This window comes from Marinobacter metalliresistant, from assembly GCF_038098645.1.
GTDB classification, from domain to species: Bacteria; Pseudomonadota; Gammaproteobacteria; order Pseudomonadales; family Oleiphilaceae; genus Marinobacter; species Marinobacter metalliresistant.
On the sequence record NZ_CP101118.1, the window covers coordinates 1,529,716 to 1,556,672 of the forward strand.

Consider the following 26,957-nt stretch of genomic DNA (forward strand, 5'->3'; position numbering starts at 1 on the left):
ACCATGAGCCAGGACAACGTATCCGCACTGGACATAGCCCGCAGCCTGCCAGGCGTTATCCGGCGCCTGCCGGCCATTACCCGGGGTCTGTATTACTATGCCCTGAAAAACGAGAACCGGGCGCTGACCCTTGGCACCCTCATCGAAACCAATGCCAATCGTGTCGGCAACCGGCCAGCCATCCTGTTTGAGGACCGCGCCATCACCTGGCGCGAGTTCAATGGTTGGGCCAACCGTATCGCCCGCTACCTGCAGGACCAGGGGCTCAGAAAAGGCGATGCAATTGCAGTGTTTCTGGAAAACCGCCCGGAGCTTCTTGCCGTCGTAGCCGGCGCCGCCAAACTCGGCGTGGCCTGTGCCATGCTCAACACGTCCCAGAAAGGCAAGGTACTCGAGCACAGCATCAACCTGATTGAACCGAAGATGGTTGTTGTCGGGGAAGAACTGATCGAGGCCTTTGACGGGATAAAGACAGGGCTCAGAACCGACCATCCCCAGCCATTCCAGTTTCTGGCGGATACCAACACCCTGAACGCCTTTGGCGATGCCCCGGACGGCTATACCAACATGGCCGAGCAGGTGAGCACCTTCAACAGCGACAGCCCGGTTCTGAGCGATCCGCCGAGAATGGGCGACACCGCCATCTACCTGTTCACCTCTGGCACCACCGGCCTGCCCAAGGCAGCCCCGGGCTCCCACCGAAAGTTCATCAAGGCTTATGGCGGGTTTGGCCTGATGTCTCTCGCCATGGAGCCGGAGGATGTACTCTACTGCACCCTGCCCCTCTACCATGGCACCGCACTGCTGGTGTGCTGGGGCTCCGTGCTGGCTGGCGGCTCCGCCATTGCCCTGCGCCGCAAGTTTTCCGCCAGCGCCTTCTGGGACGATGTCCGACGCTACAAAGCCACCACTTTTGGTTACGTCGGTGAACTCTGCCGCTACCTCCTCAACCAGCCGCCCGGAGAGCAGGATCGTAACCACAACCTGACCAAGATGATTGGCAACGGCCTGCGCCCATCCATCTGGAAAGAATTCAAGGAGCGCTTCGGCATCGAGACCGTGGCGGAACTCTACGCCTCCAGCGAGGGCAACATCGGCTTCAGCAACTTCTTCAACATGAACAACACCGTCGGCTTCTCCACCGCTCCCTACAAACTGGTGAAATTCCACGACGGCACGCGGGACCCGGTTCGCAACGGAAAGGGCTTCATGCAGGAAGTCGCCAAAGGTGAACCCGGCCTGCTAATTGGCGAAATCACCAAGACATGGTCCTTCGAAGGCTACACCCAGACAGAGGCCACGGAAAAGTCCATCCTGCGCAACGCCTTCAGAAAAGGCGACGCCTGGTTCAATACCGGGGATGTCCTGAAAGAAATCGGCTGTGGCCATCTGCAGTTCGTCGACCGTATGGGGGATACCTTCCGCTGGAAAGGCGAGAATGTCTCCACCACGGAGGTGGAGAACATCATCGACGGTTCCGGACTGGTCGAGGAAGCCATCGTCTACGGCGTCAAAATCCCCGGCACCAACGGCAAAGCCGGCATGGTGACCCTGGTCCCGCAAAACAACGGCAGCCCGTTAGACGTCAACAGACTGTTCACCTACCTCCGGGACAACCTGCCAGCCTATGCCATTCCGGTGTTTGTGCGTGTGACCCACGCCATCGAGAAAACGGGGACATTCAAGTACCGGAAAGTGGATATCCAGAAAGCTGGTTACTCACTTGGCGATTCCGGTGAGGAAGTTTATGCCTGGTTGCCTCGTACTGACGGGTATACCTTGCTTACGCCGGAGTTGGTTGGTGACATTGACGGTGGCAAGGTGAGCTTTTGATATTGGCCTGCTTGTTTTGGCCCTGGCCTCAGGAGTCGGTGCAGGGCTGTGCCGGGCGGATATATCTCCATTGCTGGACGTTGGCGGTTGGAGCCCCCTCCCAAAAATGTGCGGAGCCATGGATGGCGGAGCCCAAGCGCACATGGATGTGCTTGTAGCGTTTTTTGGGAGGGGGCTCCAACCGTCAACCTCCCCCCCCAGCCATCAGGCTACGTTATAACTCAAGAGCCGACTTTCAGCACAACCTTCCCGGTAGCCCGCCGTTCGGTCAACGCCCCCAGAGCCTTGGCGAAGTCCTCGAACTCAAAGACTTCGCTGATTTTCGGATCAATTTTGCCTTCGCCGTAGAGCTTCATCAGCTCCATCATGTTCTGGGCACTGGCCTCAGGCTCGCGCTGGGTAAAGCTGCCCCAGAACACGCCGACCACAGAACAGCCTTTCAGCAGGGTGAGATTCGCCGGAATCTTCGGAATATCACCGGCGGCAAAGCCGATTATGAGGTGGCGGCCGTTCCAGGCCATAGCCCGCAGGGCCTGTTCGGTGAAGTCACCGCCAACGGGATCGTAGATCACATCCACGCCTTTGCTCTTCGTGAGCTTCTTGACAGCGTCTTTCAGAGGCTCTTCGGTGTAGTTAATCAGTTCATCAGCACCGGCGGCTTTTGCGACGGCGAGTTTCTCGGCGGAGCTGGCGGCGGCGATGACTTTCGCACCCATGGCTTTGCCCAGTTCCACCGTCGCCAGACCGACACCACCGCTGGCGCCGAGTACCAGAAGCGTCTCGCCAGGCTGGAGGTTTGCCCGCTGCTTGAGTGCGTAATAGGAGGTGGCGTAGACCATTGTGAAAGCGGCGGCCTTTTCATCAGACATGCCTTCGGGAATTGGCAGCAGGTTCTGCTCGGGAACTACAACTTCTTCGGCAAAAGCACCGTAACCGGTCAGGCCAGCTACCCGATCACCCACGTTGAAACGGGTAACTTTCTCACCAACGCCGATAACCTCACCGGACATCTCGCCGCCCGGTGAAAACGGCATGTTGGGTTTAAGCTGGTACTTGCCCTCAATAATCAGGGTATCCGGGAAGTTCAGGCCCGCAGCTTTAACGCGCACCTTCACACCGTGACCTTTAACATCCGGGCTGGGCACGTCTTCGATGACGAGCTTTTCGGCCGGGCCGTATTCCTTGCAGAGGATGGCTTTCATGGGCTCTCCGTTGGTATTTGATCGGGTTTCAGGCCGGGGTTTGCCTGCTACTTGATACCCGTCAAGCTAAACACAGTCTAACCATGAAGCAAATAAAGTTCTCTTATTGAACCCCATAAGCCCTGCTTATTTCCTTCCACTTACCGGCCAGACGCATCAGGGACATAACGGCTCCGTACAGCAGGACGTACAGCAGAACAAAGGTAAGTTGGATACAAGATACCTCTGCGTCATGGATCACAGTCCGTCAGATTGCCCATTTTGCCAACCAACCCCTGAAGATGAACCAAAAGGCGTTTTCCGCTATCCTTCGCGCTCGGAAATTCGCCGCCAGGCCACTCCTTGTTCACTATTCAGGGCCCGCCATGCTCGACGTCATCTACGTGCTTGAAATGATTGGAATCATCGCGTTTGCCATTTCCGGCATGATCATGGCGCGTTCCAAGAATATGGACCCTGTCGGCGTGTTTACCATCGGATTCATTACGGCCCTCGGCGGCGGCACCCTCCGGGACATGATCATGGACAACCACCCGGTTTACTGGATCAAGCACCAGGAACAGCCCATTCTGATTCTGGGTATGGCGATTGTGTTCAGTTACTGGAATCGGGCCGAGCGGATTCGCGAGTCCAGAATCGTATTCCCTGACGCCATCGGCCTCGGTGTCTTTTCCATACTGGGCGCTCAACTGGCTCTCGATATGGGGCACTCCTGGTTTATCGCCTCGCTTCTCGGGGTGATGACCGGCACCTTTGGTGGCGCACTTCGGGACACTCTGTGTAACGAGGTACCCTACATATTCCGCAAGGACCAGATCTACGCATCCATTTCCTTCGCCGGGTGCTGGCTGTATTTCGTGTGCCAGTGGTTCCTTGAGAACGAAACCCTGTCCCTGACCATTGGGCTGCTGTTTATCACACTCGTGCGCATGCTTGCGGTGCGGTTTGATATCCGGCTGCAGCGGGACCCTCACGGAAACTGACCGCACTTTTCGGATGTAACAAACTGTCAATCATCCCTTGGCCCTGGGCCAACCAGCCGGTAAGATTGCCGTTTTTTTTCATGCACTCCACGTTTTCCATTCAGATCAGCCCCCAAACACCAACTTTCAGCATCCTGCGAGGCAGACACCCGTCATGCTTGAACGACTGTTCCAACTCCAGGCCCACGGCACCACTGTTCGTAAAGAAGTGGTCGCGGGCATAACCACCTTCCTGACCATGGCCTACATCATCGTGGTCAACCCCAGCATCCTTTCTTCCGCCGGCATGGATTTCGGGGCCATCTTTGTTGCCACGTGTCTGGCTGCCGTAATTGGCACCCTGATCATGGGTCTGTGGGCCAACTACCCGATTGCGCTGGCGCCCGGCATGGGGCTGAACGCCTTTTTCTCCTTCACCGTAGTTGGCAGCATGGGCTACAGCTGGCAGGTGGCGCTGGGGGCAGTATTCCTGTCCGGCTTCCTGTTCTTCCTGCTGAGCATTTTCAAGATCCGGGAATGGATCATTAACAGTATTCCCATGTCCCTGCGTTTCGGCATTTCGGCGGGTATTGGTTTCTTCCTGGCCCTGATCGCCCTGAAGAACGCCGGCATTGTGGTCGACCACCCGGCAACGCTGGTCGGTCTCGGTGAAGTCAAGGTGGCAGAGAGTCTGTTGTTCTTTGGCGGCTTTGTGCTGATCTGTGCACTGTCGTTCCGACAGGTAACCGGTGCGGTGATGATCGGCATTGTTGCGGTCACCGGCGTTGCGATGGCACTGGGCATGGTGGAATACAAAGGCCTCGTATCAGCACCTCCGGGTCTGGCCCCTACCTTTATGCAACTGGACGTGGCCGGTGCCCTGAACGTGGGTATGATCAGCGTGGTCTTTGCGTTCCTTTTCGTTGATCTGTTTGACACCTCCGGAACGCTCATCGGTGCTGCCCAGCGTGGCGGACTACTGGACAAGGACGACAAGCTCCCTCGGCTTGGCCGCGCGCTGATGTCGGATTCCGTCGCCACCATGTCCGGTGCCGCGCTTGGCACCTCGACCACCACCAGTTACATTGAATCCACAGCCGGTATTTCCGCCGGCGGCCGTACCGGCCTGACTGCAGTGGTAGTAGCGACGCTGTTCCTGGCCAGTCTTCTGCTGTCACCGATTGCCAGTATTATCCCGGCCTACGCCACGGCACCAGCACTGCTTTATGTGGCCGTTCTGATGGCCAGCGGTCTCAAGCTGATCGACTGGGACGACGTTACCGATGCCGCTCCCGCGGTGGTCACCGCGCTGATGATGCCGCTGACCTTTTCCATCGCCAACGGCATTGCCCTGGGCTTTATCACCTACGCCCTTCTGAAGGCACTGAGTGGCCGCTGGTCTGACCTGAATCCCAGTGTTGCTATTATTGCCGTTGTCTTTATCCTGAAATTCATTTTCCTGGACGTGGCATAGCCCGCGGCCGGAACAACTACCGGATCTGTTATGGATTATTTCTCAGAGAGCATCAAAACAGCTATTCGCACCGTACCGGACTGGCCGAAGCCCGGTGTCGCCTTCCGCGACATCACCACGGTACTTCAGGACAAGACCGCCTTCCGGAAGCTGATTGATGCCTTTGTACATCGCTACCACGGCCACAGGATTGACGCTGTCGCCGCCGTTGATGCCCGTGGCTTTATCATTGGCTCGGCACTGGCCTATGAGCTGAACGCCTCTCTGGTACTGGTTCGCAAGAAGGGCAAGTTGCCATTCGACACCCTGGTTGAAGACTACGAGCTGGAGTACGGCACGGCCTCCGTCGAGCTGCATAAGGATGCGTTCAAGTCCGGTGACAAAGTCGTACTGGTGGATGACCTGATTGCCACGGGCGGCACCATGCTGGCGGCAAGCCGCCTGATCCGGCGGATCGGTGCGGAGATTGTGGAAGTCGCCGCCATGATTGATCTGCCCGATCTCGGAGGCTCACGGAAGCTGCAGGATGAGGGGCTTCAGGTTTATACTGTGTGCTCTTTTGAAGGGGAATAACCAACAGCAAACAGGAGGCGACCATGCCGGATTACCAACACCACTGGAAGGACGGCACACCCGTTCATCTGCCTCTGGGCAAGATCGTCTGCATTGGCCGCAATTACGCCGAGCACGCGAAGGAACTGAATAATCCGGTGCCTGATGAGCCATTGCTGTTCATCAAACCCGCTACCTCAGCTGTCCACATCACCCGCCCGCTGGACTTCCCCAGAGACAAAGGTGCGGTTCACTTTGAGACCGAGCTGGCCGTACTCATTGGCCGCCCCCTGACCAATGCCACGGCCAGTGAGGCCGAAGCCGCCATCCTCGGATACGGTCTGGCGCTGGACCTGACGCTGCGGGACCTGCAAAGCAGGCTCAAGGAAAAAGGCCAGCCCTGGGAGCGGGCCAAAGCCTTTGACGGTGCCTGCCCACTTTCGCCCTTCGTGGCCGCCGAGAAGTTTGCCGGTGGCAATATTCACTTCACGCTGGACATCGATGGCAGCCGCCAGCAAACCGGCGACACCCGGGACATGCTCAATCCGGTGGCGCCCCTGATTGCCCACATCAGCAGCCAGTTCACTTTGCTGCCCGGTGATATCGTCCTGACCGGCACCCCCAGGGGCGTCGGCCCGCTGGACTCCGGCCAGACTCTGTCACTGGAACTGGAAGACCTGCTGTTCGTGGAGACCAAAGTGGTTTAACGTGCAGGCCCGACTAAACCCGAATCCGGTCAAAGGCGTACCTCTGTTATGGCAAAGAAACCGGTAACCTCCCGAAGTGGGCGCTTTTTCAAACTCGCAGGCATGACGGCCTCTGTCGCAGGGCAGTATGCAGGCCAGCGCGCGCGCCGACTGTTCCGAACAGAAAATGATGAAGGCGCCCAGAGCGAGAGTTACACCCGCATGGCGGACCAGATTGCCGACACCCTCGGAGAGCTCAAGGGCGCGGTTATGAAGGTGGGCCAGATTGCCTCCCAGACCCAGGATTTTCTGCCCAGGGAGTTTTCAGACGCGCTGGAGAAGCTGCAGAGAGAAGCGCCTCCGATGCCGTTTGAGGTGATCGTCGAGCAGATTGAGTCAGAGTTGGGAAAACCGGTCCCCGAACTGTTCGAATATCTGCAGGAAACCCCTTACGCCGCAGCCTCAATCGGCCAGGTGCACCGGGCGCGGCTGCAGGACGGTACCGATGTCATTGTGAAAGTTCAGTACCCCGGTGTGGACGAGTCCTGCGATTCCGATCTGAAGCAACTGCGTATGGCCCTGAAACTGGGTGGCTTGCTGAAGATGCCCAGGGAATCTGTTGACCGTCTGTTCGCGGAGATTCGTGAGCGGCTCAAAGAGGAACTGGACTATGAGAATGAAGCGAGGAATATAGAACTCTTCCGCCAATTCCACGAGAACCAGCCGTGGGTCCTTATTCCCGCTGTGGCGGAAAGCCATTCAACCCGTCGTGTCCTTACAATGGAACTGGTTGAGGGCGACCATGTCAGCAAAGTCACCCGTGACCGGTACAACCAGGACACCATCAACCTGATCGGCCACCGGATCTTCACCCTGATGGCAGACCAGTTGTTCCGCTTCCAGTGTATCCACGGCGACCCCCATGCCGGCAACTTCGCCTACCGTCCCGACGGAACCATCATCGTGTACGACTTCGGGTGCGTGAAGAAACTGAAACCGGAGATTGTCGAGGCTTACCGCAACGCCCTGGTGGCCGCCCTGAACGAGGATTATGAAGCCCTGGACAGCTACCTCATTGACCTCGGCGCCCGGGTCGGCAGCCAACCAGCGGTGGATGGAGCCTACTACGCCATGTGGCGGGATATACTCGTGGTGCCGTTCGAACACGACGAGCCCTATGACTTTGGCGAATCCGAAATTCACAAGCGGGTGGCCGCGAAAACCAGCACTGTTTTCAAATATCTCGACTATTTCAAACCACCGGTAGAGAGTATTTTTATCGACCGGATGATCGCCGGCCATTACTGGATGCTGAAGCGGCTGGGCGTTCAGGCGGCGTTCCGCTCGGAACTGGAAAAATACCTTGGGATTTCGGAGCAGGCTGAACCGGGATGAGGCTCCCAAAACACGCTCCTTGCGGCACATCCATGTGACGCTTGGGCTCCGCCATCCATGGCTCCGCACAGTTTTAGGAGCCTCATCCCGATTCAGCCCATTGTGCAGAGTTACCCTAAGCTATTTACCCAATCAGCCACACCCTCAACGGCCCCCTTACGAATAACCCGGGCCCGGGACACCGAAGCCGGCTCACCCGGATCAATGACCGTAATGGGCACATCCCTGTCCACTTCGTAAACCAGCCCGGCGGCTGGATAAACCTGGAGAGACGTTCCCACGATCAGCAGGTGATCCGCCGTGCGGACAATTTCGGCGGCTTTTTCCAGCATGGGGACTTCCTCGCCAAACCAGACGATGTGCGGGCGCAACTGGGCACCCCTCTGGCAAGCGTCGCCGGGGTTTATGTCCCGGTAGCCTATGTCATACACCAGCTCGGGGTACCTTGAGCTGCGGGCCTTGGTGAGCTCACCGTGGAGATGGATCACGTTGCTGGCACCACCACGTTCGTGGAGATCATCGACGTTCTGGGTGATCACCGTTACCCGGTAACACTGCTCCAGCTCCGCCAGCAGGCGATGCGCCTGGTTGGGTTGTGCGGATTCCAGCTGGCGCCGGCGGTCGTTGTAGAACCGCAGCACCAGCTCCTGATTACGGGCAAACGCCTCGGGCGTGGCCACATCGTAGACACTGTGCTGCTCCCACAATCCGCCGTTATCCCGGAAAGTGGAGAGGCCGCTTTCGGCGCTGATACCAGCGCCTGTCAGTACAACGATGTGATCCTGCATCAGTCGAAAATCTTGCCCGGGTTCATAATGCCATTGGGGTCGAAAACCCGCTTGATCCCTTTCAGATAAGCGATTTCCGCCTCACTGCGAGTGTACTTCAGATAGGGCTTCTTGGTCATGCCAACACCGTGTTCGGCAGAAACACTGCCCTGGTAGCGCTCAACAATCTCAAACACCCACTTGTTCACCTGCTGACACTTCTCGAAAAAGTCCTCCCTGGCCATATCCTCTGGCTTGAGAATGTTCAGGTGAAGGTTGCCGTCGCCGATATGGCCAAACCAGATGATCTCGAAATCGGGGTAATGCTCGGTGACCACCTCGTCAATTTCCTGCAGGAAACCGGGAACCTTGGAAACCACGACCGAAATGTCGTTCTTATAGGGGGTGCGGGGCGCAATCGATTCGGAAATCCGTTCCCGCAGCTGCCACAGGTTCCGGGCCTGGGTCTCACTCTGACTGATTACGCCATCCAGCACCCAGCCGTTTTCCATGCATTGCTCGAACAGGCCCATGGCATCGTCCATAACCTGGTCGGAGACCGCTTCAAACTCCAGCAATGCATAGTAAGGCGCCTCTGTCTCGAACGGCGCCTGCACCTGGCCGTGGGCCAGAACATGGCCCATGGCCTGGTGAGAAAAGAACTCGTAGGCAGTGAGGTCAATCTTCTTCTGAAAGGTCTGTAGCACATCCATGGTATTGGCCAGGTCGTTCAGGCCCAGAACCAGCACCGTCAGGTTGTCCGGTTTGCGGGAGAGCTTCATGGTGGCCTCGGTGATAAAGCCCAGGGTACCTTCCGCACCTATAAACAGATGGCGAAGATCATAGCCAGTGTTGTTCTTTTCCAGATCCTTGTTCAGATCCAGGATATCGCCCTTACCGGTCACCACTTTCAGGCCGGCAACCCAATCCCGGCTCATGCCATAGCGGATCACCTTGATGCCGCCTGCGTTGGTGGAGAGATTGCCACCAAGCTGGCTGGAACCGGCGGAGGCAAAATCCACCGGGTAATAGAGGCCGTTTTCCTCGGCAGCATTCTGCAACTGCTCAGTCACAACGCCGGCCTGACAACGGACCGTGCGATCACTGGCATTGAAATCCAGAATCCGGTTCATGTTGTCGAACGCCACAACCACTTCGCCGTTGGCTGCCACGGCACCCGCGCTCAGACCTGTCCTGCCACCGGAGGGCACTAATGCCACCTGATTCGCATTGGCAAACTTCACCAGCGCCTGGACCTGTTCAGTGGTCTTGGGCAACACAATCGCCAGGGGATTGGGCGGATAGATCCGGGTCCAGTCCTTGCCGTAGGTGTCCAGATCCGCCGGGTCGGTCAGTACCTTTCCAGGGGCATCTCCGGAGGCCACCAGGTCTTTGAGGGAAGCAATGATCTGTTCGGAATTCATGGATTCGTCGGTCTCGTCAGGTTTGGGCCGGGGCATCCTGCAACAGGAATCACAGTCAGTTGATTCAGACAAACCGGCGCACTGTGAAAGTCTGCGTTTATGGTATCATACCGCCCCTGTTCTGTGAGCCAGCCCTGACGATCACTGGCCACGGGTCATTTCACGTGACGAAAGGTTCGGAAGCAAGCCCATGTCAAATACGTCTCTTGAGAAGAGCAAAATCCGGATTCTGCTGCTGGAAGGCGTGCATCAATCTGCCATTGATACCCTGAATGCTGCGGGCTACACCAACATCGAGTATCTGACTCACTCGCTGGCTGAGGAAGACCTGATAGAGAAGATTGCCGATGCGCACTTCATCGGGATTCGCTCTCGTACCCAGCTGACCGAGAAAGTATTTGAAGCTGCCAGGAAACTGGTGGCCGTGGGTTGTTTCTGTATCGGCACCAACCAGGTGGATCTGCAGGCGGCCACCCGTCGGGGCGTTGCGGTATTTAACGCGCCCTTCTCCAACACCCGGAGCGTTGCGGAACTGGTTCTGGCCCAGGCGATCCTGCTGCTGCGGGGCGTGCCTGAGAAGAACGCCAAGGCCCACCGCGGCGAATGGCTGAAGTCCGCGAAGGACAGCTACGAAATTCGCGGCAAAAAGCTGGGCATTATCGGCTACGGCAACATCGGCACCCAGTTCAGCGTCCTGGCCGAAGGCCTGGGCATGGACGTGTACTTCTATGATGTGGTTTCCAAGCTGTCGATCGGCAACGCCACCCAGGTGGGCACCCTGCAGGAACTGCTCAACATTGCCGATGTGGTCAGCCTGCACGTGCCGGAAACGCCGGCCACCAAGTACATGTTCAAGGCCGAGCAGTTTGCCCAGATGAAGCCTGGAAGCATCCTGATGAATGCCTCCCGCGGCACCGTTGTCGACATCGACGCCCTTGCCGATGCCCTGGGTAGCGGCAAGCTTCTGGGCGCCGCCATTGATGTGTTCCCGGTGGAACCGAAGTCCAATGACGAAGAGTTTGTTTCTCCGCTGCGGGAATTCGATAACGTGATTCTGACCCCGCACGTGGGCGGCTCCACCATCGAGGCCCAGGAGAACATCGGCCGTGAGGTGGCGGAAAAGCTGGCCATGTACAGCGACAACGGCACATCGGTTTCTTCGGTGAACTTCCCGGAAGTTGCGCTGCCGTCACACCCCAACCAGCACCGTCTGCTGCACATCCACGAGAACGTGCCGGGCGTGATGTCCGAGATCAACCGGGTATTCTCGGAAAATGACATCAACGTGTGTGGTCAGTACCTGCAGACCAAGGAAGACATTGGCTACGTGGTGATTGATGTTGACAAGGACTACGGCGAGCTGGCACTGGAGAAGCTGCTCAAGGTGAAGGGAACGATCCGCTGCCGCGTCCTGTTCTGAACCACGGCCTGAAACGAAAAAACCGGAGGCGCATGCCCTCCGGTTTTTTTATGGCTTCGAGTGCCCGGCTTATCGCATGGGCACCAGGGTCAGTTCAACGCGACGGTTCTGCTCACGACCGGCTGGCGTGTCGTTGGAGGCCACCGGGTAGCGCTCCCCATAACCAACGGCGCGGGTGCGCTTGGGCGCAATGCCCTGATTCAGCAGGAAATCCCTGACGGATGAGGCACGACGCTCACTGAGCAGCTGGTTGTAGCTGTCAGAGCCCGAGCTGTCGGTGTGCCCCTCAATCTGAATGATGGTCTTGTCGTATTCCATCAGGACCAGAGCCACGGACTCCAGGGTGCCGCTGAACGCGGGCTTGATGCTGGACTCATTCAGATCGAAGGTGATATTACCCGGCATCACCAGCTCGATCTGATCGCCGTTTCGAACCACGCGAACACCGGTGCCTTCCAGCTTCCGGCGCAGCTCTGCTTCCTGCTTGTCCATGTAGTAACCGATACCGCCACCAATCGCCGCACCACTGGCCGCACCAATCAGCGCGCCTTTGCCGCGGTCACTCTTGCTGGAGGTTGCGGCACCTATGGCCGCACCGCCAATGGCGCCAATAATACTGCCCTTGGTCGCACTCGATGTCTTTTCCTCGCCGGTGTACGGGTCGTAGGTCATACAACCGGCGAGACCGAAAGTTGTCACCGCAAACGCAAGAATCGTCTTCTTCACAGTTTTCTCCTGTACCTGATTGCTTCAGCAGGCCCTCTTTGGTTTAGCGGACTTCTGCTGCCGAGTTCGTGAATGTGTCAATGATGGTGTTGAATACGGTTGCCTGCAAATCCTGAGCTTCGTTCACAAGATGATGACGTCCGTCAGGGATTCTCAGTTCCTCTACTGAGGAAAATTTATTCCGGATAATGCGCAGATTGTGCTGCCAGTCTACCGTGAGATCCTTTTCACCCTGCACCACCGTCACCGGAAAATCGACTGGCCTGGCCGATTCGATGTGCGGGACCCATCTCCGAAGGGCACTCACCCAGTCCACATGGACGGCGCGGGCCTGAAGCGGATCGTGTTCCCGCAAAAATCGGAGGAACCTGGTGTTGCCGCTGTTTTCCGCAAACACCCGACGCCAGCGGGAGATAAATGGTTTTACCAGGCTGTGGAGCGTTTTGGCTCCGAGCCAGCCCATAGGCCTTATCAGCGGCGCCAGCAAGACCACGTTGCGGAAATCGGATGAGGCCTGATCGTGCTGGTTGGATAACAGATAGTCGATCAGGATCGCACCCCCGGTGCTCTGCCCGACCGCAAACCACGGCTCACGGACCTTGCCCCTGGCCCGCGCCAAAACGTCTGCCAGGACCCCCTGATACTCCAGAAAGCTGTCAATCGCCGCCGGTGTGCCACTGGACAGGCCATGGCCCGGCTGATCATAGGCCAGCACATCAAATCCCGCTCCAATGCACCGTTCAATCAACTGGCTGTAGAGCCCGACATGATCGAAGTAGCCGTGCAGGATAAACACCGTGCCCCGGCCCGGCTTCGCGTCCGGGAGCCGGAAATAGTGCACCATAACCTCGTGACCACCCGCCTTGATATAGCCCTGATGGTAATTTACCTCCGGATGCTCGACCCAGAGATCAAGGCCGTAAAAACGGCAGTAGGCGACCATCTCCTCACGGAGTTCCCGTGAGTGAGCGGGATCAAATGGTTCGAGCCTGTCCAGAAGCGAGTGTCTGTCCCAATCCGGTATTTCTATGGTATCTGTTTTCCAGTACACGTAGAGTTAAACGCCTGTCATGGATGAGTTATAAGTTTCCGGCTCTCAATCCTAACCTATAGCGGGCCTAACCCATAGCGAGGGTATACCACAGATGTTGCAACAGCTTCTCGAGACAGGGTTGCGCCAGACGATGAACAGTCTGGTGAAACCAGTCCTCAACCCAGCGGTTCCGGTTTCACTCCAGAGAAGAATTGTCAGCCAGGCATATCGCAGTTCGATACCACCGCGGGGCGCCCGGTTTCAGAAAGCCGCCGTTGGCGGGGTACCGGCAACCCGGACAACCTACGGAAACAACCCTTACGGAGCAGTGCTGTACCTGCACGGTGGCGGCTACATCATCGGATCCTCCGCCACTCATCGTGGAATGACCGGCCACCTGGCCAAAACCAGCGGCTGCTCTGTCGTTACGCCGGATTACCGGCTGGCGCCCGAAAATCCCTTCCCCGCCGCTCTGGATGACGCCGAAGCCTGCTGGAATGGCCTGCTTGAAGAGGGTTACAAACCGGAGCAGATCGCCGTCGCCGGCGATTCCGCCGGTGGTGGCCTGTCGATTGCGCTCGCCATGCGCCTGCGCGACAAGGGGCTGCCACTGCCGGCGTCACTGACCGTGTTTTCACCCTGGGTGGACCTGACCCAGGAACAGCTCTATGCGCCGGAATGCGAGCCGGTACTCCAGGCACGCTGGACCAGCAAGGCTGCCAGGCTGTATGCCGGTCAGGAACCCCTGACCAACCCACTTATTTCACCAATTTTTGGTGACCTGAGCGGTCTGCCCCCTTTACTGATTCAGGTAGGCAGCCAGGAAATCCTGCTGAACGATGCCGAACGCCTGGCCGACGCTGCGAACCGGGATAATGTGCAAACCCGGCTTGAGGTCTTCAACAGCCTCTGGCACGTATTCCAGGTGCACAGCGGTCAGCTCGATCGCGCAACCGCCGCCATGGAAACCGCCGGGGAACACATCAAACGTCATCTGGCAGGCTGAACTCGCCCCGGGCAAGCGCCTCTTTCCGTGACCGGGGCCATTGTTTGATATGCCATTCCAGCTTTGAAGCCCGGCTCCGGTCTCCGGCGGCGGTGCTGAACACCAGCTCAAGGGGCCCTTTTCCCCGCAGACTCCGGGCGCCCTTCGGGGTGCCCGCCTGGTGCTCCTGGAAACGTCGCGCCACGTCGGTGGTGATACCGGTATAAAGCGCGCCCCGGGCAGTCCGTACCATGTAGACGAACCAGTTAGCCGCCATGGGCAAGGGCCTCCTCCCTGGCTTTGACCTTTTTCTGCTGAAGCCAGAGACCCGCCACAATCAGAACAAGCCCGATGTAGGTCGAGGGCAGAATCTGCTCGCCCAGTATGAAATGGATGAACACCAGGGACAGGAACGGAGAAATGAAGATAAGGTTACTGACTTTTGACGTGTTTTCCGCCTTTTTCATGGCGTAGGACCATAGAACAAAGGCAACGCCCATCTCGAATACACCGACATAGACCGCCGCCACAAGCGACGTACCAGAGGTAACATAAACAAAAGACAAGCCTTCGGCCCACCAGCAGATCAGAAAAATGACCGGCAGCCCGAACAAAAAGTTCAGAAACAGCCCAACCACCGGATCACGGGTATCCCGCGTGGCAATAATCCAGTAGGACGCCCAGATCACGGTACTGCCCAGGGCAAGAGACACCCCGACAGGATCGGAAAAGCCCAGGGTTGAGATGGCGCCACGGGTTGCGATTACCACCACTCCGGCGTAACAGACAAGGCCCGCCAGAATATCCAGCTTGCGCAGCCGCTGGCCCAGGAAGGGAACGGACAGATAGGCCAGCACCAGTGCCCAGGTATAGTTCAGCGGTTGCGCTTCCTGAGCGGGCAGGCGATCAAAGGCTCCGAACAGCACCAGGTAGTAAAGGCAGGGATTGATCAGGCCCATACCAAAGGACTGGGCGTACTGCTTCCGGCTCAGGGAAAACGCCAGATGCCAACGGCCCTGGAGCATCAGGATTAACGCCATCACCAAAACCGACGCACTACTCGCAACCAGCAGCATCTGGAGGGGTGCCATCTCCCGCAGGGAAAGCTTGAACGCCGTTGCTACCGTTGACCACAACAGTACCGTGCCAAGGCCATACAGCATGGCCTGTTTCTGGTTCGTCATTCCCCGCCTCCGGCCGGCAACTGAAGCCCCATCGAGTCACTCCCATAGTCCCTGAATCGTTTTGGGCGACAGTGTAATCCAATCGCACCCTGTTACCCACGACCGCAGGTGTTCTTGTGTTACCTTGTATATCGATATCAAACAAGGACCGAGAGAACTGGAGTTCCCGTTATGCACACGTTCCGTTTCAGGTTTTGGCCACTGTGCGCCGCCTTGGTATTGGCGTTGGCCGGATGCTCGGACAACCAGAATGCCGGCAACGGGGACAGCACGGCCGGAACCCCAGAGCCGCCCGAGTATCCCGTCACCTGGCGGTTTGCCCTGGAAGAGATTGAGGGCAGTGTTCAGCATGCCTACGCCGAGGCCCTGAAAGAGCGCATTGAGGAGCGTTCCGACGGCAGGATTCTGATAGACATCTTCCCTTACGGCTCCCTCGGAACCTCGACCCAGCTCACCGAACTGGTCCGGAACGGTTCGGTAAACCTCGCTTTCGCCTCACCCGGGCACCTGGCCGACAAGGTGCCGGAAGCGGGCATCTTCACCCTGCACTTTATTCTGCCCGAAGACTCCCAAATCACCCGGCAACTGCTGGCAAGCCCGGAACTGACCGGTCTGTTTGAGCAGCCCTACGCGCGCCAGAACATGAAATTGCTGGGCTTCGTTCCGGAAGGCTGGATGGCCTGGACGGCGGATAAGGCTCTGCGCACCCCGGAAGATTTCCAGGGACTCCGGATCCGAACCATGACCTCCAATATGGCCGAAGAAGCCTATCGCGCTTACGGTGCCGAACCCAGCCAGATTCCCTATTCGCAGGTATACAGTGATCTCCAGCTCCGGAAGATTGATGGCCAGAGCAATCCCGTTTTTGCGATTGAGGAAATGGATTTCCATGAAGTCCAGAGTACGCTGACCCTTGCACGGCCCGCACAGTTTGTCTCGTCGGTTATCTCAAATCTGGAGTGGTACGACTCATTACCGGAAAACCAGAAACAATGGCTGGACAACGCCCTGAAAGATGTCGCGGAAATTGCCTGGAAAACCCAGGAAGAGCTCAATCAGACACGGCTTGAGAAAATGCTGGAAGAGGGTCAACTGAGCGTTGTTCGGCTCACCGATGCGGAACGGAAGGCTTTTCGTGAGGCGAGCAGGCCGGTGCGGGACATTTATCTGGAACGCACCGGAGAAAGTGGGCAGAAAATCCTGGAAAAGCTGCTTCAGCTGATTGAGGAGTTCGAAGCCGGAAGCCGCGAATCAGCGGTTTCCGGCAACGGGGGCTGAAACAAAACTGACTCCCTCGGCAGCCAGTGCACTTGCCCCCCGGGCCGTCAATTCGGAGATAAAGCGAAACTGGTCCTTCAGCTCAACCGGATAAGCCTTCAGGCGGTAACACATCCCCCAGGGATTATTGGAAACCACAACCACCACTGGCCGAAACGTCCGTGTGTGGGGGCACGTGTAGGCCACATCCCGCAGCAGGCCCAGAACCCTGCTTACATCATGGTGGGGCTCAAGATTGAATTCCGCCACACACATCAGGTTATCCGTGCCATCGTTGGAATTTGCGATCAGTGACGCCCAAAGCTTGCCATGGGGAATCACAACCACAGTGTCATCCGGTGTCACAAGTTCGGCAGCACGGGCACCGATCGAACGCACTTCCCCGTATTTGCCGTCCACTTCTATCCAGTCCCCCGGGCGGTAAGGCATCTCATACAGAGTCACGATGCCAGCAATCAGGCTGTTGGCGTAATCCTTGAAAGCAAAGCCAAGGGCCAGGCCCAGCGCACCAAAGATGGCCACCATATTCTCGAAAGAGGGTTCCACCAGGATCGGAACCACCACAATGATGGTCCCCACAATGATGATCAGCCGCAGCAGCGGAACGGATGCCAGGATGTAGAACCGGGGTTTGCCGCCCAGCTTTCCTGCGATTTTCGGAAGTAGCTTCTGAATGGCGATGGTCAGCGCTGTTGCGGCAAGCACCACGACCAGTGCCTCCAGCAATGCCTTGTAGGTAATCGCCGAAAACGCTTCCTGGATACCAAGATCACCCATGATTCATCTCCTAGAACATGTCTACCGGGAAGCCCCAGCTTTGCAGGTGTCGCCGGATAGACGGATATCCAGGTGCAGTGACTTTCCAGCAATCGCTGGATTCCACTTGTTCAATCAGCTCTGAGCGGGCCAGCCGGGACAGCACGAAACCCAGTTGAGGCTCCTGGACACCTGTCACCAGCTCGATGAACGATGTATTCAGCCCCTCATGCAGGAGCAAGGCATGTAAAACAAGACCAATACTGTCTCCCTGGATCTGTGGAACAGCCGGAAGACTCAACTGGTCAAACGGAACGACCCAACAGCGGGCACAGCTTGCGTCTTTAACAGGTTCTTCCGCCAGATTCTCCATTGCCGGGTTGTCTTCGGGGCGCGCTCTGAGTGACCGCCGCCAGATTGCGAGCGCAACCCCCGGATTGCCCCGGGCAACAGACGCCAGATCCCTGAGAAATCCACTGTGTTTGTGTTTTTTGCCCTGCACTGGATTCGCCGTTGGCAACACATAGAAGCCATCATCAGCCATCCGCGCGATCACTGCCTGTCCGCCAGTGCCTGAAGCAAGGCATTCAAACCAGTCTCCGAGCATTGTGGCCGTCATCGGTGCCGGAGTCAGCGGTGCCAGGTGGGTGTCTCCAAAGTAGGATGACCAGAACTGCCAGCACCAGCTGGAACAGCCAATGAGACCAGGGGCGAGCCCGCCAGCAGCCACTCGCCGAAGCAATTCACGAATCAACGCCAGGCCAGACAGATGGCGAAGCCAGAAATCGGCCAATTCCGGAATGACCCAAGGCCGGGAAAGATCCTGTCTATCCCACCAATCCCTGGCGCCCTGATCGTCGAGCAATAGATTCTCGGGAGGCGCTATCAGGGACCATTGATCTGTCCCACTGCTCCTCCCCGCCTGAAGCTCCGGGAAATATTCAAGTGCAGACCGCACCCCCGAAAATGGAGGCGCCACAAGAAAGGTCACGTCGCGGCTGGACCGCGCAACCGACCGACTGGCTTCCAGAGCACTCCAAAGCGCATCTGCCAGCTTCGGGAAATCCGGCTGTGGAGCCAGGCCCTGAAGCTCGGACTGGGCTAATTCAGGCAGGTTATCAAGGCTTTCAAAGGTTTCGTCTTCCTGCACAACACCCGCACGGATCTGCGCCAGGATGTGGAGAAGGGCATCCTTCAGTGACCGCCTGGCGGAGGTTTCGGGTGTTTTCCATTCGTCTACAGGGGTGAGGCCACCCTGCAGACAGGTGCTTTCAATCTTCTGAACCGGCTTTTCTGTCAATCAGATCGCTCCTCCGAACCGTCAACCGGCCGGGCTATTCAGACACCAGCCACTCGACTCCATGAGACAGATTCAGGGCATCGGGACCGGCAATATCATTCATCATCGCCGACAACCGGGTATCAAATCCCCAGGGCGGATTAATCACCAGAAGCCCAGAGCCTGTCATGCCCCGCTCCGGTGGCGTTCGCAGATGCACCTCACTGCACAGCACCTTACGGACAGCGGTGGCCCTGACAGCGTCTTTCAACTGCTCGTGAAGACCACTGGTCAGTACCGGATACCAGACAAGATAGACCCCATGCCGGCACTTTTGCCACGCTTTCCCCATAGTTTCGGCAACATCCCGGTAATCGGACTTGATTTCATAGGATGGATCAATCAGTGCCAGCAGGCGAGGCTGCTTCGGAGGTAACTGCCTGAGAAGGCCCGCCAGGCCATCCTGCCTTAGCACGCGGGCCCGGCCAGCAGACGCCCAGTCCGCCAGCTGTTCACCTTCAGCGGGATGGAGCTCAAACAGGGTCAGACCATCTTCGGCCCGGAGAAAATGCCGAAACCAGGCAGGTGACCCCGGGTAAACCGTCAGTTCTCCGCTTCCGGCATTGAACTGTGCCATAACATCCAGCACCGGCCGCCAGTCCTCCGATCGCAACTGTTCCCGGGCCTTCCAGAGTTTCTGGATACCGCTGTCCGCTTCGCCCGTTTTCCGGGCTCTTTCACTGCGCAAGTCATAGATGGCACTGCCGGCATGGGTATCAAAGCCGGCAATGCCGGATTTCTTAGCCTGCATCATTGCCAGGGCCAGCGTCAGCGCCGCATGTTTCTGGACATCGGCAAAGTTTCCGGCGTGGAAGGCGTGTAGATAGCTGAGCATAGGGCTTCCTGAATGGTCAGAACTCGCGCCTATTAAGCCGCAGGATTGTCTGCAATGCCACCCCGTCCGTACCCGGCATTTAAGCGAAATAGGATCAGCTGTTATGCTTTTGTGCTCATTTTCCCGGAGGACGATCGCTTGTCCACACAAGAACCTACGTCGAAAAAGCATGCCATCGATCAGCTCTACGCTCTGATTGCGAACGAGGAAGACGCGCGGGTCTGCAAGGATATTCCTGCAGAAGCCTGCCAGGAAGTGCCCCGCAATTTCTTTCTGATTCTGGCCAGCAACGTGCTGACCAAGCTGGGCGACCTGCTGATCAGCCCGAAAACCGTGCTGGCCTGGCTCATGAGCGCTGTTGGGGCACCCGCGCTGGTTGCCTGGCTGGTTCCCATCCGGGAATCCGGCTCCATGTTGCCGCAAATGGTCATCGCGGCCCAGGTCCGTCGACGGGCAGTTCGGAAGTGGTTCTGGACGCTGGGAAGTCTCGGCCAGGCGATAAGTGTCATCACCATGGCGGCGAGCGTGTGGTTTCTTGAGGGTTATGCCGCCGGTGGAGGAATCGTAGCCTCGCTCATCGCATTTTCACTGGCCCGTGGATTCTGCTCGGTGTCCATGAAGGATGTTCAGGGCAAGTGCATCCCGAAAACCCGCCGGGGAAGGCTCTCGGGGCTGGCGTCCACCATTGGTGGTACCGCAACCGTTATTCTTACAGTGCTCCTGTTCTGGGAGCGGGGCGATCCGACCATTGGTTTTTACACGGTACTTCTGCTGTTGGCCGCGGCACTCTGGGTGATCGCCGGCCTGCTGTTTGCCGGGGTAAAGGAATTCGAAGGCGAAACCGGTGGCGGCGGAAATGCCATCAACGAGGCATTTCGAAGCCTGTCCCTGCTCCGGGATGACGTTCCGTTCCGGAACTTCGTGATTACCCGGGCCCTGCTGCTCAGCTCGGCACTGGCTTCACCCTATTTGGTCGTACTGGCACAGAAAGAATCCGACATTGGCTGGATGTTGGGCGTTTTCCTGCTGGCCAGCAGTCTCGCCAGCTCGCTCAGTGCCAGTTTCTGGGGCTGGGCTGCCGATACCTCAAGCCGGAAGGTGATGATTCGCGGCGCCGCCATGGCCAGCGGCGTATGCCTGGTGGTTGGATTTACAGCGCTTTGGCTCGGCACCAACATCGGCAGTGTATGGTTCTACCCCATTGCCTTCTTTGTTCTGAGCATTGCCCACGCCGGTGTGCGACTCGGTCGCAAAACCTATCTGGTGGACATGGCCGGCGGAAACAAGCGCACAGACTACACCGCTGTCAGCAACACCGTGATCGGATTGCTGCTGCTTGCGACCGGTGGTCTGACTGCCCTTGTTTCAATGATCTCGGAGGTGGCCGTGATTATTGTTCTTGGCCTGATGGGGCTGGCTGGGATGTTCAGTGCCAGGGGTCTGAAGGAAGTAACCGGGGATTGATAGCCGGCCCTTTCAGACCGGCGCCCTGCCATCATTCAGTGCCAGGGCCCCTTTGACGATCCGGTAGATAATCCAGATCGAAACGCCGAGGAGAATAAACCAGCCGATAATCAGCGGCGTGGTGACAATGCCGATCACCGTCCACAGCAGGCCAATCCAGAAGGTGCGGATCTGCCAGCGGAAATGGTGTTCTACCCAGGTGTTGCGCACATCATCCAGTTTGACATAGTTGATGATCACACCCACCAGACCCGTGATGCCCCCCAGGAAAAACGACAGCGCCTGAAGTATGTAAACCACAACGGCCAGGTTACGGGCCGGGTCTGACCTGCGGGAGGCGGGATCCGGATCGGCGGGGATAAATTCCGACTCAGTCAAGGCAAGGCTCCTGTTGAACGGTTATCCGGAGTCTATCACAGCATCCCGGGCCGGAAACGCCAGGCCGGTCAGTGATTGTCCGGACGGTAACCAAGACGGAAGCCACCCCAGTGCTTACCATTCACGTAGATAGGCACGGACAGATCGTGCATGATCTCGCCAGTGTCCCGCCGGTAGGTTTGCAGCAGCATGTTCTCGGTGTGCGTACCACAACGGATGCCGGTCCGGTCATTGAACAGTCGCTTGCTCCGGCTCTTGACCAGGTCCACCTTCGGATCCCCGGTCGGCGCGTGGGCAAAATCCCGATTGTGGGTGGGCACATAACCATCCGGCGCAGCAGCAATGGCGAAAACTATCGCCCCATGCGCCTTCTTGACCTGCTCCTGAACCGCAGGCAGGTATTGATCGGTGAATTTGTCAAAGCTACTGGAATACTTGGGCGGATGGGTGTTCGGGATGGGTGTTCGTTTGTTGTCGAACAGCGCGCTCTCTGACAACTTGCCGTCACGAATGGCCTGCTCGAACAGCTGGCCAATCTGGTCGGCACCGGCCCTGGCCTGATCGTAGAACGGACGGTGATAACTGGCCTCGCTGTTCAGTGCGAAGGAGGCATTGGCTTTTTCCGCCAGCTCCATCAATGTGGCGGCCTGCTCTGCCAGAGATGCCACGCTGGAATCGCTCTCGGAAATCTGGTCCCGTACCGTTTCAATGGCCGAGAACACCTGCGCCAGACTCTGCTCGTTGTTCTGGTCAATTTCAGCAATCCGGGAAACCTGCTGCTGAACCCGGTCAGACTGGTCCCGGATCTGCTCCAGACGCTCGCCCACGCTCTCCACGGAGGTCAGCCCCGCCTCAACACTGCGGGCAAGGTCTTCAATCCGGGACACAATCAGCGTGGTATCCGAACGGATTTCCTCGAGGGTTTCCGCCACTTCACCGGTCGCCTGGGCCGTGCGACCCGCCAGCTGACGCACCTCATCCGCCACCACGGCAAATCCGCGGCCCTGATCACCCGCACGGGCGGCCTCAATGGCCGCATTGAGTGCAAGCAGATTGGTTTGCTCGGCAATACCCTGAATGGTGGCGGTCACGCCCTGGATCTTGTTGGACTTCTCGTTCAGCTCCTGGATCAGCCGGAGATTCTCACCGGACTGCTGGTGTACCGCGCGCACACTGTCAATGGCCGAGATCAGCGCTTCGCGCCCCTCGATACTGACCTGCTTGTTCTGGAGAGCCATGGTGGCGGCATCGGTCGCCTGCTCGGAGGACTCCCGGACGGTCTCGGTAATCTGGCCCGCGTAATCGGCCATCTGGGCGGTTTCTTCCACCTGACGGTCCAGCCGGATCTTGAGCTGGTCTGCGGCGAAGGAGACCTGGGCGGCGGAAATAGCGTTCCTGTCCGCGCTTCCGGAGAGGGTTTCCACCAGAGCCCGCCCGGCTTTCGCATCGGAAAGCAACTGCCGACACTGGGCCCGGAGCGGATGATCTTCTGCCAGGGTGCCATCGTTCAGGGCCTTGAGCCCGCGTTCGGTCGGCTCCAGCACCCGGACGATCAGAAAGCCGCCAGCGGCCACAAGGCCAACCACCAGCCCAACCAGTGTTGATGCTGGTTCAAGACCTAGCAAAGGCGCCACCACTGCACTGATGATCGCAAGAACAACGGCAACCGCCACCCCCCATAGTATTGAAGCCCGATCCAGTAACCCCATAGAAACCTCTTCTTTATCGTTGCTTCTGCCAACATTTTGTTATTTAAGGCCATCGTGGAGACTAAAGAATTGATGTGAGTTAATAACTCATACTTTAGTGTATTCAACTGGCTTATCGGCAGGAAAAGGGTTTTCTGAAACAAAAAACCGCAAACCCGACCCACTCTGTTACCAAGTGGGCCGGATTTACGGTGTTTTCAGCGCGGATCTGATGCTCTAAAAAACGTCAACCTTACCGGGGTTATTGAACCTCCTGATTGGCAGCCCCGCTGATGTCGGCCGCATAATCCATTACATGATAGATCATGTTCTGCTCATTGGTGCCAGTCAGCAGGCTGGCGCCCGGGCCCCGGGCATAAATGCCTACGTCCTCTCCAGCGTGAGTCTCACTACCAAGCGGCACCAATGCCTCCTGATGATAGCCCGGTGAAGTGGTATCCACACTGGTCAGGTCCATTCTTCCGGCGTTGACCGGGTCACTATAGGTACGGTCCGCATCGGTCTCACTTCCATAGTCGCGCATGCCACGGCCATTGGCGTAGCCCAGCGTAGTGTATGGCAGGTCATCCGCCGCCAGTGCAGGCTGATCTTCCTCAATACCCACGACCTTGCCCAGAATCGGGTTACCGCGCCTGGGATAACCCGCCATCGTCAATACGTGGCTGTGATCCGCGGTCACAATGATGAGCGTATCCTCCGCACTGGTCTGATCCACGGCCACCTGAACGGCTTTTGCCAGTTCAATGGTATCGGTCAGTGCGCCATAAGCACTTCCCGCGTGGCTGGCATGATCAATCCGCCCCGCCTCGACGGTCAGGAAGAAACCATCGGTATCATTATCGAGAATGTCGATGGCCTTGGCGGTCATCTCACTCAGTGAAGGCTCACCGGCAACGTCATTGCCACGATCCGCCTCGTATTGCATGTGAGACTCGTTGAACAGGCCGAACAGCCGGGAGGTGGTTGCCGGGTCGACGCTGTCAAAACCTGCCTTGTCATACACGTATACGCCTTGTGGATACTGAGCCTGCCACTCGGCGATCAGGTTGCGGCTATCGGTACGGTCACCCTCAACACTGGACGTCGCATCCGGACTGTTGAATGCGGAATCCCCGGGCAGGAAGTGGCGACGGCCACCGCCCATGACCACGTCAATCCCATCAACATCCACGCCGGCGTAACGCTGTTCCAGAAGTTGCTCGAAACTGACCAGTTGATCGGCAATGTCCTTGCAGCCGGCCTGAACCGCTTCGGCAGGCATATCCGAAATGTCTTCCCAGTTGCGTTCCGCCGATTTGGTATAGGTAGCGGCCGGTGTGGCGTGGGTAATGCGTGCGGTGGAGACCACACCGGTGGCTTTGCCGCTAATCTCTGCCAGCTCCAACGTCGTTATCAGCTCATTGCCGGCAGCCGAGCTGCAATCGCCGCGGATAACGTCCTCATCCACGCCGAGCACGCCTACATCGGTTTTTACCCCAGACACTATAGCAGTCATAGTCCCGGCGGAATCGGGTACCTGTGCGTCCACATTGTAGGTTTTGGCTAAACCGGCGAAAGGAAAACGCTCGAAACTCAGTTGATGTTCTTCTCCAAGCTTGCCCAGATTCTGACCTTCCAGAATGCGGGCAGCGGTGACTGTGGACAGGCCCATGCCGTCGCCCACGAACAGGATGACGTTCTTTGCTTTACCCCGGGCGTCGGCAATGGCTTCCTGAACAGATTCGGATTGAGCAACAGCGTCCCCACTGCCGGTAACCGTGGCCCAGGTCTCTTTGGCTGCCACGATCTCCCGCTGGCCCTGCTGGAACCAGGAATTGGACAGAGATGTCTCGAGTTGCTTCGAGGAAAGACTGGTAACACTCTCATCGGCTGGCTGCACCGAGCTCTTGTCGTCGTCATTCATGCATCCGGTCAGACCGATCACTGAAGCCGTCAGTGCGCTGAAAAGGTATTTGTTCATTGCCTTGCTCCTTATTCTTCAATTAAGCCCAGGGCCTGATCGATCAGGTGAAAAACCGTGCTTTGCTCAATGGTGCCCTGCGCCAGATGAGCACCTGGTCCTTTTGCATGCAGGCTGACATCCTCACCGGAATGGGTCTCGCTACCGAGCGGAACCAATGCTTCCTGGTGATAACCGGTGGTGGTGGTATCCACGCCAGTGAGATTCTGACGTCCGGCGTTAGGTGCCTGGCTGTAGACCGCGTCTGAATCTGTTTCCATGCCGAGATTACGAAAACCGAGTCCGTTGGCGTATCCCAGGGTTGTGTAGGGCATGCCATCCTCGGCCATTGCCGGTTGTGTTTCACCAACACTCACAACTTTGCCCAGAATGGGATTGCCTCGCTTGGGGTAACCGGCCATGGTAAATACATGGCTGTGGTCGGCGGTGACCATCACCAGCGTCTCTTCCGGGTTGGTGTTCTCCATCGCCTGCTTGACCGCATCGGAAAGTTCAATGGCTTCGGTCAGGGCACTGGCGGCATTACCGGCATGGTGGGCGTGGTCGACGCGGCCAGCTTCGACCACCAGCAAATAGCCCTTGTCATTGTTATCGAGAATGTCGATGGCCTTGGCGGTCATCTCACTCAGTGAAGGCTCACCGGCAACGTCATTGCCACGATCCGCCTCGTATTGCATGTGAGACTCGTTGAACAGGCCGAACAGCCGGGAGGTGGTTGCCGGGTCGACGCTGTCAAAACCTGCCTTGTCATACACGTATACGCCTTGTGGATACTGAGCCTGCCACTCGGCGATCAGGTTGCGGCTATCGGTACGGTCACCCTCAACACTGGACGTCGCATCCGGACTGTTGAATGCGGAATCCCCGGGCAGGAAGTGGCGACGGCCACCGCCCATGACCACGTCAATCCCATCAACATCCACGCCGGCGTAACGCTGTTCCAGAAGTTGCTCAAAACTGACCAGTTGATCGGCAATGTCCTTGCAGCCGGCCTGAACCGCTTCGGCAGGCATATCCGAAATGTCTTCCCAGTTGCGTTCCGCCGATTTGGCATAGGTAGCGGCCGGTGTGGCGTGGGTAATGCGTGCGGTGGAGACCACACCGGTGGATAAACCCTTGATTTCCGCAAGTTCCAGGGCCGTTACTACTTCATTGCCTGCGACCGTGCCGCAATCACCCCGCTGGACATCCTCGTCCACGCCCAGCACACCCGCATCGGTTTTCAAACCTGACATCATGGCGGTCATGGTGCCAGCTGAATCCGGAACCTGGGCATCGGTGTTATAGGTTTTCACGAGTGTCGAGAAGGGAAAGCTTTCAAAGCTCAGCAGATTTTCCTCGCCGGGACGGCCCTGCCTCTGGCCTTCCAGAATGCGCGCAGCGGTAAGGGTGGACACCCCCATGCCATCGCCCACAAACAGAATGACGTTTTTCGCTTTATCCGAGGACTTCAGGGAGAGCTTCTGCTGAAGCTGTGCCTCGGCGTTACTAAACCAGCCATTGTCCTTTTGTGAGGTCGGTAGTATCCCTGCGAGGACACTGGCGGACAATGCCAGCCCGATTGCCACCGGAACTAACGTTCTTTCCAGATTCAT

The 26,957-nt window shown here is 57.8% G+C and carries 24 protein-coding genes; 10 read left to right on the forward strand and 14 right to left on the reverse strand.

What is annotated here, in order from left to right; genetic code table 11:
- The first annotated feature begins 3 nt into the window (after positions 1 to 3).
- The gene (locus NLK58_RS07085) at positions 4 to 1,833 is read left to right on the forward strand and encodes a long-chain-acyl-CoA synthetase (RefSeq protein WP_341582428.1); all 1,830 of its coding nucleotides are present in this window, start codon (positions 4 to 6) and stop codon (positions 1,831 to 1,833) included.
- A 221-nt stretch (positions 1,834 to 2,054) separates the two neighbouring features.
- Here NLK58_RS07085 and NLK58_RS07090 read toward each other — a convergent pair whose 3' ends face one another.
- The gene (locus tag NLK58_RS07090) at positions 2,055 to 3,035 is read right to left on the reverse strand and encodes an NADPH:quinone oxidoreductase family protein (RefSeq protein WP_117617860.1); all 981 of its coding nucleotides are present in this window, start codon (positions 3,033 to 3,035) and stop codon (positions 2,055 to 2,057) included.
- Between the two features lie 365 nt (positions 3,036 to 3,400).
- Here NLK58_RS07090 and NLK58_RS07095 point away from each other — a divergent pair, with 365 nt between their 5' ends.
- From NLK58_RS07095 to NLK58_RS07115, 5 genes are all read left to right on the forward strand, one after another.
- On the forward strand, positions 3,401 to 4,018 hold the full coding sequence (locus tag NLK58_RS07095; RefSeq protein ID WP_117617861.1) for a trimeric intracellular cation channel family protein: 618 nt from the start codon (positions 3,401 to 3,403) through the stop codon (positions 4,016 to 4,018).
- Between the two features lie 154 nt (positions 4,019 to 4,172).
- Positions 4,173 to 5,471, forward strand: a complete 1,299-nt coding sequence (locus NLK58_RS07100; protein ID WP_117617862.1) for an NCS2 family permease — start codon at positions 4,173 to 4,175, stop codon at positions 5,469 to 5,471.
- 30 nt (positions 5,472 to 5,501) lie between these two features.
- Positions 5,502 to 6,044 carry an adenine phosphoribosyltransferase gene (locus NLK58_RS07105; RefSeq protein ID WP_117617863.1) on the forward strand — a complete coding sequence of 181 codons (543 nt, stop codon included), beginning with the start codon at positions 5,502 to 5,504 and terminating at the stop codon, positions 6,042 to 6,044.
- Between the two features lie 23 nt (positions 6,045 to 6,067).
- Positions 6,068 to 6,730: a fumarylacetoacetate hydrolase family protein gene (locus NLK58_RS07110; protein WP_341582429.1), complete on the forward strand. Its 663-nt coding sequence runs from the start codon at positions 6,068 to 6,070 to the stop codon at positions 6,728 to 6,730.
- Positions 6,731 to 6,778: 48 nt separating this feature from the next.
- A complete protein-coding gene (locus NLK58_RS07115; protein WP_117617865.1) occupies positions 6,779 to 8,104 on the forward strand; it encodes an AarF/ABC1/UbiB kinase family protein in 1,326 nt (441 codons plus the stop codon).
- 110 nt (positions 8,105 to 8,214) lie between these two features.
- Here the strand turns inward: NLK58_RS07115 and NLK58_RS07120 are convergent, their stop codons facing one another.
- Together NLK58_RS07120 and NLK58_RS07125 are read right to left on the reverse strand one after the other, a co-directional pair.
- Positions 8,215 to 8,892 (reverse strand): Sir2 family NAD-dependent protein deacetylase, encoded by a 678-nt coding sequence (locus NLK58_RS07120; protein ID WP_117617866.1) that lies wholly within the window; start codon positions 8,890 to 8,892, stop codon positions 8,215 to 8,217.
- A complete protein-coding gene (locus tag NLK58_RS07125; RefSeq protein WP_117617867.1) occupies positions 8,892 to 10,295 on the reverse strand; it encodes an FAD-binding oxidoreductase in 1,404 nt (467 codons plus the stop codon). Before NLK58_RS07125 ends, NLK58_RS07120 begins: the two co-directional genes overlap by 1 nt.
- Before the next feature lie 190 nt (positions 10,296 to 10,485).
- On the opposite strand from NLK58_RS07125, the gene serA reads away from it, so the two are divergent.
- Positions 10,486 to 11,715, forward strand: a complete 1,230-nt coding sequence (gene serA, locus NLK58_RS07130; protein WP_117617868.1) for a phosphoglycerate dehydrogenase — start codon at positions 10,486 to 10,488, stop codon at positions 11,713 to 11,715.
- Positions 11,716 to 11,784: 69 nt separating this feature from the next.
- Here the strand turns inward: serA and NLK58_RS07135 are convergent, their stop codons facing one another.
- Entirely contained in the window at positions 11,785 to 12,441 is a 657-nt protein-coding gene (locus NLK58_RS07135) for an OmpA family protein (RefSeq protein WP_341582430.1), read from the reverse strand.
- Between the two features lie 43 nt (positions 12,442 to 12,484).
- Positions 12,485 to 13,492: an alpha/beta hydrolase gene (locus tag NLK58_RS07140; protein WP_117617870.1), complete on the reverse strand. Its 1,008-nt coding sequence runs from the start codon at positions 13,490 to 13,492 to the stop codon at positions 12,485 to 12,487.
- 94 nt (positions 13,493 to 13,586) lie between these two features.
- On the opposite strand from NLK58_RS07140, the gene NLK58_RS07145 reads away from it, so the two are divergent.
- Positions 13,587 to 14,480 carry an alpha/beta hydrolase gene (locus NLK58_RS07145; RefSeq protein WP_341582431.1) on the forward strand — a complete coding sequence of 298 codons (894 nt, stop codon included), beginning with the start codon at positions 13,587 to 13,589 and terminating at the stop codon, positions 14,478 to 14,480.
- On the opposite strand, the gene NLK58_RS07150 is transcribed toward NLK58_RS07145, so the two are convergent.
- Together NLK58_RS07150 and NLK58_RS07155 are read right to left on the reverse strand one after the other, a co-directional pair.
- Positions 14,458 to 14,736: a GIY-YIG nuclease family protein gene (locus NLK58_RS07150; RefSeq protein ID WP_341582432.1), complete on the reverse strand. Its 279-nt coding sequence runs from the start codon at positions 14,734 to 14,736 to the stop codon at positions 14,458 to 14,460. The genes NLK58_RS07145 and NLK58_RS07150 overlap by 23 nt on opposite strands.
- The gene (locus tag NLK58_RS07155) at positions 14,726 to 15,643 is read right to left on the reverse strand and encodes a DMT family transporter (RefSeq protein WP_117617873.1); all 918 of its coding nucleotides are present in this window, start codon (positions 15,641 to 15,643) and stop codon (positions 14,726 to 14,728) included. The genes NLK58_RS07150 and NLK58_RS07155 overlap by 11 nt, the downstream gene beginning before the upstream one ends.
- 171 nt (positions 15,644 to 15,814) lie before the next feature.
- Here NLK58_RS07155 and dctP point away from each other — a divergent pair, with 171 nt between their 5' ends.
- On the forward strand, positions 15,815 to 16,921 hold the full coding sequence (dctP, locus tag NLK58_RS07160; RefSeq protein WP_117617874.1) for a TRAP transporter substrate-binding protein DctP: 1,107 nt from the start codon (positions 15,815 to 15,817) through the stop codon (positions 16,919 to 16,921).
- Here dctP and NLK58_RS07165 read toward each other — a convergent pair.
- The 3 genes from NLK58_RS07165 to NLK58_RS07175 are packed head-to-tail and all read right to left on the reverse strand — an operon-like array spanning position 16,895 to position 19,851.
- Entirely contained in the window at positions 16,895 to 17,698 is an 804-nt protein-coding gene (locus NLK58_RS07165) for a mechanosensitive ion channel family protein (protein ID WP_117617875.1), read from the reverse strand. The two genes, dctP and NLK58_RS07165, sit on opposite strands and share 27 nt — an antisense overlap.
- A gap of 10 nt (positions 17,699 to 17,708) precedes the next feature.
- Complete coding sequence (locus NLK58_RS07170; RefSeq protein WP_341582433.1) at positions 17,709 to 18,977, reverse strand: hypothetical protein; 1,269 nt, start codon at positions 18,975 to 18,977, stop codon at positions 17,709 to 17,711.
- Positions 18,978 to 19,011: 34 nt separating this feature from the next.
- Positions 19,012 to 19,851: a 23S rRNA (adenine(2030)-N(6))-methyltransferase RlmJ gene (locus tag NLK58_RS07175; protein WP_341582434.1), complete on the reverse strand. Its 840-nt coding sequence runs from the start codon at positions 19,849 to 19,851 to the stop codon at positions 19,012 to 19,014.
- A 138-nt stretch (positions 19,852 to 19,989) separates the two neighbouring features.
- Between NLK58_RS07175 and NLK58_RS07180 the strand changes: the two genes are divergently transcribed.
- Complete coding sequence (locus tag NLK58_RS07180) at positions 19,990 to 21,315, forward strand: MFS transporter (protein WP_341582435.1); 1,326 nt, start codon at positions 19,990 to 19,992, stop codon at positions 21,313 to 21,315.
- 12 nt (positions 21,316 to 21,327) lie between these two features.
- Here the strand turns inward: NLK58_RS07180 and NLK58_RS07185 are convergent, their stop codons facing one another.
- From NLK58_RS07185 to NLK58_RS07200, 4 genes are all read right to left on the reverse strand, one after another.
- On the reverse strand, positions 21,328 to 21,693 hold the full coding sequence (locus NLK58_RS07185) for a hypothetical protein (RefSeq protein WP_117617877.1): 366 nt from the start codon (positions 21,691 to 21,693) through the stop codon (positions 21,328 to 21,330).
- 68 nt (positions 21,694 to 21,761) lie between these two features.
- A complete protein-coding gene (locus tag NLK58_RS07190) occupies positions 21,762 to 23,402 on the reverse strand; it encodes a methyl-accepting chemotaxis protein (protein WP_117617878.1) in 1,641 nt (546 codons plus the stop codon).
- A 241-nt stretch (positions 23,403 to 23,643) separates the two neighbouring features.
- Positions 23,644 to 25,362, reverse strand: a complete 1,719-nt coding sequence (locus NLK58_RS07195; RefSeq protein WP_341582436.1) for an alkaline phosphatase — start codon at positions 25,360 to 25,362, stop codon at positions 23,644 to 23,646.
- A gap of 11 nt (positions 25,363 to 25,373) precedes the next feature.
- Positions 25,374 to 26,957 carry an alkaline phosphatase gene (locus NLK58_RS07200; RefSeq protein WP_117617880.1) on the reverse strand — a complete coding sequence of 528 codons (1,584 nt, stop codon included), beginning with the start codon at positions 26,955 to 26,957 and terminating at the stop codon, positions 25,374 to 25,376.